Annotated in this window: 5 protein-coding genes; 3 read left to right on the forward strand and 2 right to left on the reverse strand. The window is 73.9% G+C overall.

The genetic code is table 11. The features are described 5' to 3' along the window. Nucleotides 1-48: 48 nt before the first annotated feature. Together ACSNOH_RS33475 and ACSNOH_RS33480 are read right to left on the reverse strand one after the other, a co-directional pair. The gene (locus tag ACSNOH_RS33475; RefSeq protein ID WP_436725213.1) at nt 49-1,395 is read right to left on the reverse strand and encodes a sensor histidine kinase; all 1,347 of its coding nucleotides are present in this window, start codon (nt 1,393-1,395) and stop codon (nt 49-51) included. A gap of 193 nt (nt 1,396-1,588) precedes the next feature. Further along, the gene (locus tag ACSNOH_RS33480) at nt 1,589-2,881 is read right to left on the reverse strand and encodes a sensor histidine kinase (RefSeq protein WP_436725214.1); all 1,293 of its coding nucleotides are present in this window, start codon (nt 2,879-2,881) and stop codon (nt 1,589-1,591) included. A 137-nt stretch (nt 2,882-3,018) separates the two neighbouring features. On the opposite strand from ACSNOH_RS33480, the gene ACSNOH_RS33485 reads away from it, so the two are divergent. From ACSNOH_RS33485 to ACSNOH_RS33495, 3 genes are all read left to right on the forward strand, one after another. Then, complete coding sequence (locus ACSNOH_RS33485) at nt 3,019-3,393, forward strand: NADH-quinone oxidoreductase subunit A (protein WP_436725215.1); 375 nt, start codon at nt 3,019-3,021, stop codon at nt 3,391-3,393. Next, nucleotides 3,363-3,989, forward strand: a complete 627-nt coding sequence (gene nuoB / locus ACSNOH_RS33490; protein ID WP_436725216.1) for an NADH-quinone oxidoreductase subunit NuoB — start codon at nt 3,363-3,365, stop codon at nt 3,987-3,989. The genes ACSNOH_RS33485 and nuoB overlap by 31 nt, the downstream gene beginning before the upstream one ends. Continuing rightward, nucleotides 3,986-4,573: NADH-quinone oxidoreductase subunit C (locus ACSNOH_RS33495; protein ID WP_436725217.1), on the forward strand; the 588-nt coding region annotated here is incomplete at its 3' end. The genes nuoB and ACSNOH_RS33495, both read left to right, overlap by 4 nt.

A 4,573-nucleotide genomic window follows, 5' to 3' on the forward strand; every position in this document is an offset into this window, starting at 1 on the left:
GTGCCGGCGGCGGTGACGCCGTGGCGGTACGGCCGGGGGAAACAGGCGTCACCGGAAATCGGCCGCTCGCCACGGGAGCTCCGCCGTCACCGTCGTGGGGCCGCCTTCCGGGGAGTGGACCACCAGCAGGCCGTCCACCGAGCCCAGCCGCTCCGCGAGCCCGGCCAGCCCGCTGCCGCCGGCCGTCGACGCGCCGCCCTTGCCGTCGTCCCAGACCTGCAGCATCAGCCGGTCCGCCGAGCGCCACACGTCCACCCGCGCGTTCTGCGCCTCGCTGTGCTTGCTGATGTTCTGCAGCAGCTCGGAGACCGTGAAGTACGCGATGCCCTCGATCGCCGGCGCCGGGCGGGCCGGCAGGTCCACCTCGGCCCGCACCGGGACCGTGCAGCGGGCGGCCAGGGCGGACAGCGCCGGGCCGAGGCCCCGGTCGGTCAGGATCGCCGGGTGGATGCCGCGGGCCAGGTCGCGCAGCTCCTGCAGGGCGAGCTTCACCTCGCCGTGCGCCTCGTCCACCATGCGCGCCGCCGCCTCCGGGTCCTCCTCCAGCTTCTCCTTCGCCAGGCCGAGGTCCATGGCGAGGGCGACGAGGCGGGCCTGGGCGCCGTCGTGGAGGTCGCGCTCGATGCGGCGCAGGTCGGCGGCCGCGGTGTCGACGACCACGCCGCGGTCCTCCTCCAGCTCCCACACGCGCTCCGCGAGCCGCGAGGGGCCGAGCAGCCCGGTCACCAGCAGCCGGTCGACGTACGACAGGCCGCGGATCACCCACGGCGCGGCCAGGACCACGAGCAGGCCGACGGCGCAGGTCAGGGCCATCTCGAAGGGGTTGTCGACGTAGATGCCCGCGCCGTTCGAGGTGTCGCCGAGCTGCATGCCGGGCTGGCCCGCCCACCGCGGGTACATCCACTGGTAGGCCGGGTAGAGGAACAGCAGCCAGCCGACGGACCACATCACGAGCGAGACGGTGAAGGCCGTCACGGCCCACGGCAGGTGCAGCACCGCGTAGAGCATGTGCCGCCAGGACACGCCGCTCTTGAGCAGCGCCCCGGTCCAGGCCATGACCCCGCGCTTGCCGTTCCGCGCGCGCACGGGCTCGGGCTCGCTGATCTCCAGGCCGAGCAGGCCGCGGGCGCGGGCCCGCTCGACGGCCCCCAGCGCCCGCACGCCGACCAGCCCCGCGGCCAGCACCGGCACGCCCACGAAGGTGATCGCGAGGCCGATGCCGGACGCCGTCATCGTCACGGCGAAGGAGAAGGCGGCGACCGCGATCGGCAGGCTGAGCAGGTGGTAGAGGAACTCGCGCCAGGTGCGGCCCTCCAGGGGCGCCCGCAGGACGGCGGGCACGCGGGGCGCCCGGCGTGCGTCGCGTGTCTCCGCCCGTCCGTAATCCATGGCCATGACGGTGGTCCCTCTTCCCTGGTCGTCGCTCGCCGGTCGCGGTGGTTCCGCCGGTCGCGGTGGTTGCCGTTTCCGTTTCCGTGCCTCAAGGCTCGCGGAGCGGGCGCTCCCGGACCATGGAGGGAGTCGGTGTCCCGGAGGTGGGGTTCTCCCTACCCCTGCTGTCCTCCTGCCGGCCCGGCCCCTGCCTTCGCTACCCGCGCCGTCCCGCGGGCCCGCCGGCCCGGCCGCCGCTCCGGTCGCGCCACGGCAGCTCCGCCGTGACGACCGTCGGCCCGCCGGCCGGGGAGTCCACCGCGAACAGGCCGTCCACCGAGCCCAGCCGCTCCGCGAGCCCGGCCAGCCCGCTGCCCGAGGCCGTCGACGCCCCGCCCTGACCGTCGTCGCGCACCTGGATCAGCAGCCGCCGGTCCCTGCGCCACAGCTCGACCTCGGCGGTCCGCGCCCGGCTGTGCTTGCTGATGTTCTGCAGCAGCTCGGAGACCGTGAAGTACGCGATGCCCTCGATCGCCGGCGCGGGCCGCTCGTCCAGGTCGACCGAGACCGACACCGGTACGGTGCAGCGCGCCGCGACCGACGACAGGGCGGCGTCCAGGCCGCGGTCCGTCAGCACCGCCGGGTGGATGCCGCGGGCCAGGTCGCGCAGCTCCTGCAGGGCGAGCTTCACCTCGCCGTGCGCCTCGTCGACCATGCGGGCCGCCGCCTCCGGGTCCTCCAGGACCTTCTCCTTCGCCAGGCCCAGCCCCATCGCCAGGGCGACGAGGCGGGCCTGCGCGCCGTCGTGGAGGTCGCGCTCGATGCGGCGCAGGTCGGCGGCCGCGGTGTCCACGACCACGCCCCGGTCCTCCTCCAGCTCGGCGATCCGCCGCTCCAGCTCGCTGGAGGGGCTGAGCAGGCCGCGCACCATGGCGCGGTCCAGGTTCGTCATGCCGCGCGCGGCGAGGCCGAGGACCGGCCAGCCGACGAAGAGCATGCACAGCGTGACCGCGAACGTGAGGATGCCCCAGGGCAGCCGGACGAAGCCGTAGAGCGTGGTGCGCCAGCCGACCGGGTCCTTCAGCGCCGACCACATCCAGGCGAAGAAGCCCCGGCCGCGCCGCTGCCGCGCGAGCGGGCTCGGCTCGTCGACGTGCAGGCCCAGCAGCGCCCGCGCCCGCCGCCGCTCCAGCCGGCCCAGCGCCCGCGCGCCCGTCAGGCCGAGCGCCAGCAGCGGCAGGCCGACGACCGTGACCGAGGACAGGACGCCCGCGTAGAGCCACAGCGAGACGTACGTGAAGCCGAGGAGCGCCTCCGGGAGGTTGAGCAGGAGGTGCAGGACCTCCTTCCACGTCTGCGCGCCGAAGGCGAGACGGGGAGGCGGGAGAGGCGTCGGGGACCCGCCGCAGGTGCCGGAATCATCCGCATACGAGGCGGTTTTATACTTTTCTTCACCTCTGACGTTTCCGGTGTTGCTCGACGTGCTTTTCGCGGCACTGCTGGCGGTCATACCCCCAAGCCTGCACGGCCGGGACGGGCCGCCGCCATGGGGAGCGTGGGTGGGGAAGGGTGGGGATAACCCCACCAGGGCCTAGACTCCCGTGCGTACAGAACGTCGAACACGCGGGACAGGGAGCGAGGGCGGACGTGGCCGCGGACTACTTCCGGAGCTATTCCGTGGTGGGGCTGCTCGCCGTGGTCGGCGTGCTCTTCGTCGCCGTGGCCTTCGGGGCCGGGCGGCTCCTGCGCCCCGTCGTGCCGACGCCCGAGAAGCTGCTGACGTACGAGTGCGGCGTCGACCCCGTCGGCGAGGGCTGGGCCCACACCCAGATCCGCTACTACGTCTACGCCTTCCTGTACGTGATCTTCGCCGTGGACTCGATCTTCCTGTTCCCCTGGGCGACGGTGTTCGCCGCGCCGGGCTTCGGCGGGGCCACGCTCGTGGAGATGTTCGTCTTCCTCGGTTTCCTCGCCGTGGGCCTGTTGTACGCATGGAAGAAGGGCGTCCTGGAGTGGACGTGACACCCGTGGACCTCCCCGAGCCCCGCCGCCTCGGCCCGCTGGCCAGGCTGGCCCCGGAGCCGATGAAGGTCGTCCTGAACTGGGGGCGCCGCTACAGCCTGTGGGTCTTCAACTTCGGGCTCGCCTGCTGCGCGATCGAGTTCATCGCGGCGTCCATGGCGCGGCACGACTTCATCCGGCTCGGCGTCATCCCCTTCGCGCCCGGGCCCCGGCAGGCCGACCTCATGATCGTCTCCGGCACGGTCACGGACAAGATGGCCCCCGCCGTCAAGCGGCTCTACGAGCAGATGCCCGAGCCGAAGTACGTGATCTCCTTCGGCGCCTGCTCGAACTGCGGCGGCCCGTACTGGGACTCGTACGCCGTCACCAAGGGCGTCGACCAGATCATCCCCGTGGACGTGTACGTGCCCGGATGCCCGCCGCGGCCGGAAGCGCTGCTCCAGGGCATCCTCAAGCTGCAGGAGAAGATCGCGCGGGAGTCGCTGGGCGAGCGGTACGGCTCCGCCGGGGGTGCCGGGGCGTCCCCCGCGGCCCTGCGCAGCGGGCTGGTGACGCCGCCGTCCGCTCCCTCCGCGGCGGAGGAGACGGGACGATGACCGAGTCCGCAGCCGGCTGGCTGCCGGGTGACCCCGCCGAGCTGTTCGGCGAAGGCGCGACGGCCGAGGAGACGTACGACCTGCTCACCGTCGACGTCCCGGCCGAGCGGTGGATCAGCGCGCTCGAAACCGCCCGGGACCGGCTGGGCTGCACCTTCTTCGACTGGCTGAGCGCCGTGGACGAGCCCGGCACGGGCTTCCGCATCTGCGCCCACGTCGCCGCGCTGCCGGGCGGGGGCGCGGGCACGCGCCGGCTGCTCCTGCGCACGACGGTGCCGCACGAGGCGCCCGCGCTGCCCACCGCGACCGGCGTCTACGCCGGTGCGGCGTGGCACGAGCGCGAGACCCACGAGATGTTCGGCGTCGGCTTCCCCGGCCACCCGCACCTGGCCCCGCTCCTCCTCCCGGACTCCTTCGAGGGCCACCCGCTGCGCAAGGACTTCGTCCTGGCGGCGCGGGTCGCCAAGGCGTGGCCGGGCGCGAAGGAGCCGGGCGAGTCGGCGGACGGCGGCCCCAAGCGGCGCCAGATGCTGCCCCCGGGCGTCCCCGACCCCAACGAGTGGGGCCCCCTCAAGGGCCAGCTC

It is taken from the genome of Streptomyces sp. URMC 127, assembly GCF_051386535.1.
GTDB lineage: Bacteria > Actinomycetota > Actinomycetes > Streptomycetales > Streptomycetaceae > Streptomyces.

Coding starts and splice junctions, on each gene's coding strand:
- ACSNOH_RS33475 (WP_436725213.1), bottom strand. CDS start 1,395: ATGGCCATGGATTACGGACGGGCGGAGACACGCGACGCACGCCGGGCG.
- ACSNOH_RS33480 (WP_436725214.1), bottom strand. CDS start 2,881: ATGACCGCCAGCAGTGCCGCGAAAAGCACGTCGAGCAACACCGGAAAC.
- nuoB (WP_436725216.1), top strand. CDS start 3,363: ATGGAAGAAGGGCGTCCTGGAGTGGACGTGACACCCGTGGACCTCCCC.